Source organism: Pseudomonadota bacterium, assembly GCA_022361155.1.
Classification (GTDB): domain Bacteria; phylum Myxococcota_A; class Polyangia; order Polyangiales; family JAKSBK01; genus JAKSBK01.
In genome coordinates this window covers 1-5,154 of sequence record JAKSBK010000243.1, presented here as the reverse complement: position 1 = coordinate 5,154, position 5,154 = coordinate 1, and the positions used below count along the sequence as shown (strand labels likewise).

Sequence of the window (5,154 nt, the reverse complement as noted above, 5' to 3'; positions counted from 1 at the left end):
TTTGCGTTGTCGACGATGGCGATGAAGACTTCCTCTGAGCCCCGTCCTTTGACGTCCGTACTCCTTGTTCCTCTCCTGCAGAAGCTTGCGACCTTCTGCTCCCTGCCGGATAAACGCAAGACCCTCCGTTCAGAGTATGCGTATACGACATCCCGCGTACCCCACATCCCCAGCACATCCCGCTTGTACTCCATCTGGCAGTCAGTTGACGGGGGGTCTATCCAACCCTCTGGCGTCCACTTGCCCTGACTGTAACGCACGATCTGACCGCCCGACGTGCCGGCCCAGATGTCCCTAGCATTGTGTCCCCATAGAGACAGGTAGTCACCCGCGGGGACGCCACCTTGTAGCTCGAACTTCCTGGCTGAAGCAGGCTTGAAGTATATCTGCTGGTCGTTTGCTGCCACCGCTACCAGTTCCGAGCTTGCCCAGATAGCTCGCGCTTGAACCTTGCTTCGCTGGTCGAGTACATCGAGCCGCTGCCACGCGCTTCCGTCGAATTGGTACACTGCGTTGTCCGTGACCGCGTAGGCTTCGCTTGGCCCGATCACTGCGACGTCGTTCACTCGCTCGTTGATCCCGCAGTCGCTACGCTCTGGCTGAACCATAAGCAACCCACAAGCCAACTCTCCAAATAGAATAAGCGGGCCGTTCTCAAATCCCGTCAGGCCCACGTTGGGACGAATTTGGCGTCTATCATGGCTCACCGGAGTTAGCTCTTCACGCCAGAGTTGCCACCGCTGGCCGTCATTTAGTAGGAAGCGCGTGGCCACCCGTTTGTCGCGTCCTACGCCTGCTTTCCATTGCTGCGAGATCGCGACGAACACTCCACGTTCATCAGCCCACAGTGCCACGTACTCCAGGGTCCGCGCCCGCCCGACGCATAGGACGCCCTCGCTCATCATCCAGCCAGGATCCCGTGCAAGTGCAAACGGCGGGTCCCAACTGGACACGGGCGTCGTGTAACCACCCGCATCCCCCGCATCGCTGCTGGCTCCCGCATCGCTGGTGGCCCCGTGACCACCAACGGTCCCGCGGCTCGAACCTCCCACGTTCCCGGGTTCGTGGGACCGCCCGCACCCAAGAGCCGTCGCCCCAAGCACGACCAGGAGCACAAATCTACAGCCGACTGAATTGGCTTCCATTGTACCAAATCACGAATTGCGACGAGCACTGAATCTCGCCAGTGTCTTGAACCCCAATGAACACCTCCTGAGAGCTGTTGCCCCAGATGCTTGTAAGACGAACTCCGGCTTCACACCAACTAGCCAGCTCTGTCATGCTGCCCATTTCGATTATGGACAAGTGGCGATTCCCGAGGACAAATAACTTTCCATCTGCACCCCACAAATCTTGGACGCTTCGCTTACACATAGCGCTAGGCGCGCTTGGTGAGATCACAACCTTCCACTGTGTTCCATCAAACTGCCATACCTCGCCGCTTCGAGTGCCAACCCAAACATCCGTAGGCCCGAAGCCGAACACGGCGCTGGCTTCCCGGGGGGCGCCTGCTTGAAATACGAAGTTTCCAGTATCTGAGCTGCCCAAGTACGCTCCCGAGGAACCGACTACGACTACGGTGTTCTTATCTCCCCATATCGCCTCGGCCACGAAACTTCCGCTGCTGTCCCCAAGCGGTTGCCCTAGCTGCGTCCACTGACCTCCCCCATATTTTAGAACGCGATCGTTGCGTAGTGCAAAGGCAGTTTGTGGCCCGGCAACGTGTACGTCCGCTACACCTCCTGGAACCTCACAATCTGCCTGACCATTATGGATTCGCTTCAAACCACACGGCTCAATGCTACCGACACGACCTCTTGTTCTGTGCAGAAGCACACTACCACCCCGAAAGCCCGTGATCTTGCCTGGAAAGGGTGTGGGCTCTTCATGGATTGTCTTCCAGCCCGACCCATCATTGAAGTAGATCCACATACGCCCCACATTGACAGCAAACGAGTCCTGAGGTGACAGGAGGAGGTACACGCCTCGCGCGTCGCTCCAGATGCTGTTGGCGTGGTTGTCGCCCCCAAGCCTGTTGCAGATCGGTTCGGTGCTCATGCGCCACATACCGTCTGACAACCTAAACGGTGGTGTCCAAGGGGCCGCAGCAGCGTCGACCGGGGGGCTCGGTGGGCCCGAGTCCCGAGGTGACCCTGGGAACGGGCCCGTAGGACGCCCTCCGTCTGGCAGCTGCGGGTACTGACCCTGCCCAAGCCCGGAATCAGCCGAGCCCGAGTCAGGACCGCGTGGGGAGGGGCTTGCCGATCCAGCCACGCCGGCACCTGCCGAGGCCATGGGAGGGTCGTCGTGCGTTTCGCACGAGCACCCACTTGCAGCCAACATGAACGAAACACCGACAACTAGGCACCAGGGCATGCCCTTACCGTCATGATGTTTCATTTCGAACTCTCCTCGCCCTCGCCCCTTTGGCTAAATCTCAACGCCGACTTTCTAAGGCGTCGGGTCAAAGTAACCTTGCCAGGTCGGCTTTGAGGCGCCGGGTCAGCATGGCGCGCTGTCGCGCGAATACTACGTCCATTCGAAGGCGGCGCAACACCGCCGGACGGGATGGATCGAAATCGAAGTGGCATGTTATCTTGACCCAACGCCTAAGCATGTCACACGTACATCTTGGCTGCCGCTAGGCAGCGTGACCATACTGGATCGAAAGAACGGGTGCGCGACAGTGACAAGGCGGGAGCGCGGCTGCGCTTCGCTTGCTCACTACGATCCCTCCATTCAGATTCCCGACGGATCATCCACGACGCCTTGCTAACGCGACCTGCTCAAGTCCTCGGTCTCGTTAGAATTAAGGACGATCATATGCAACCGAGTCATAAATGGTCTGCGTGATTCCAGGACGGACAAAGCCTAATACACCGATATCGCGATTATCGCCTTTCGGTCGAACACAAAGTTGGTGAGGGTCGCCCCAGCCATTGAGCGCGGTAGCGACGGGACCGAGAAGATTGCTGGTGTTTTGTTCGAACACCCCGGAGCCCGATGTTCCATGGCATGCACCTTGGATATCAGATTCCCAATTTGTCAAATTGTTGTTCGCTAAGGTAACTTGATATGGAAACGGATCGTCGCCAAAATGCAGATACTTGCGAGATACCAGTGGTATCAGCTGGTAATCGAAGGCTCCTCCGGTGGGCCTCATACGTTGGTAATGATAGTTGTTTCCCTTGTTGTACCCCGGCCATATAGTGTAGTGCTCGTGTCGATCGGGTGGCCAGCCAGTCCCGTCTTCGGGTGGAAGATTGAGAACTTCATGAAACCACCAAACTTCTACCTCGGAACCGAAGCCGACGTTTGTCGCCATGGTTGCCCATGGCCCAGCACGGTTGAGGCACTGCAGCAATGCGATATCGGCGTTTGGTACGGTGCTTGGGCAGCTTGCAGTACGGCTGAAGGCGCACCGATATTGCAGGGTACAGACGTCCCATATCGCGCTCAACTCATGCGAAGCTAGGCCGGACTGTCGCTCGTAACTTGGCCAGGTTCCTTCGACTTCTGCTTGGTCGAGTATACGGGATAGCGCAAGGTTGTCGTCAAGGTCGAGATACTGGATCCAAAACCATGTGCCCTCTGGCAGAGGCTTCTCGATGACACCATCTCGGTTGGTGTCGCCTGACTCGACACAATGGGCGGCAGTCACGGCGAAATGCGGGGAAATGAACGTCATGCCGCAAGTTGCCCAAACGTCGTCGCGGTCGTCCAACGGTATGTGAAGCGCAGCGACCGTGAAACTCTTGTGCGTATCGTGTGGCCTCCAGTCCATGTCGCGAGAGTTTGCGATGTTGTAACCGTCAATGTACTCAGTTTGGACCTCCGCCTTTAGAGCGGCTGGGTCTTTGCCTGGAATGTGAGATGTACACGAGACTGTCAGTGGGGCACCGAGCACTACGCACAGAAGTAGCCAGACACTCTGCCCGTGTGGATCGTGTGGAGCCATTGTCGTGTCCGCTGATTCATGCGACAAATATTCTTGCCTTTGAGTCGAATGTTCTTCAAATCTCACCATTTTTCCCTCCATAGATACCGGTGCTTGTTTGATGATGGAGCGCTCGGATGCACAGCCGGCGGTTACGCTGCGTCATTGAACGAGTAGAAGGTACTGGACTACTCCCTTGGGGGCGTGCTTGGCGTGCCGGCGTCGCGACAGCGGGTAACCGTCTGGGGGACGACGCGGACGACGCCCTACAAGAGGAGGGCGAATCGGGTCTGTGATCGATGCTCGGAGGTTTCTTTGGAGCGAGGCGGGCGAATTCGGGGAATTGGTGCACGAAGAGGGTGCGCCAGTGGAAGCACCGGCCTGACAGCCGACGAGTTCGCTCATGCCCGCGGACGTGGGCTGACACGCCGCAATGTTGGTTGCCCGTGGGCCCGCGTTGTGGCATCCACGTTTTCCGCCCGAACCGGCGGGCCCACCCGCAGCGCTGGGCGATGGCGAAACGCCAGATGCCACGAGAAGCTGCGCTACGTTGAAAGGCTGGACGGGAGGCGGGAGGCGGGAGGCGGGAGGCGGGAGGCGGGAGGCGGGAGGCGGGAGGCGGGAGGCGGGCAAGAACCGAGCCACTCGGTGGGGTTGCCCGCTCGCCACCCCTCGGCGTCCCTGCTCGTGCTGCCCAACATACCGCTGCCCATCCGGTTCCTTGCTACCACCGCACCCTGGTGGTGGCTGCGTCGGTGGATGCCCTTCGCAACCACTTGGTCCGGGTATACACGTAGCCCGCCTCGTGCGCAAGCGGCGCTTCTGGGGATTCCAAGACCTGGATTCTAATCTTTGCGCACCCTTGGGACGCTGGTCGCTATTGAATACGTCCTGGAATCCGAGCATTTCGCTTCAGACCCGAGCACCCCCGCAGCCCGGAACGAGGCGTAGCAGCGCTACAACCGCTGTGAGCAGCGAGGAGGCAAGCCGGCGCTTGGGTCGAAAGGCGCAGGATTCCACAGGATTCAAAGCCGGTCGGCGTTCTAGGCCTAGCTACATGCTGGTGCAAAAGTAGGGGAGTTTTTTCGATGATTTCGGCGGCCGGATAGCTGGGCGCCGGCCGCCGGCCGCCGCCGACCCGACGCTCGATAGAGCGGCAGGTGTCAAGTACATGCAGTGGTCCCCTCCGGCAGCGCGGTGCGCAGTCGGCAATACGA

Annotated in this window: 2 protein-coding genes; both read right to left on the bottom strand. The window is 59.2% G+C overall.

Annotated elements, in window-relative coordinates; translation table 11 throughout:
• The coding region (locus MJD61_09165; GenBank protein MCG8555439.1) for a hypothetical protein at positions 1–608 on the bottom strand (608 nt) is incomplete at its 3' end.
• Positions 609–2,809: 2,201 nt separating this feature from the next.
• The gene (locus tag MJD61_09160) at positions 2,810–3,724 is read right to left on the bottom strand and encodes a hypothetical protein (protein ID MCG8555438.1); all 915 of its coding nucleotides are present in this window, start codon (positions 3,722–3,724) and stop codon (positions 2,810–2,812) included.
• Positions 3,725–5,154: the final 1,430 nt, after the last annotated feature.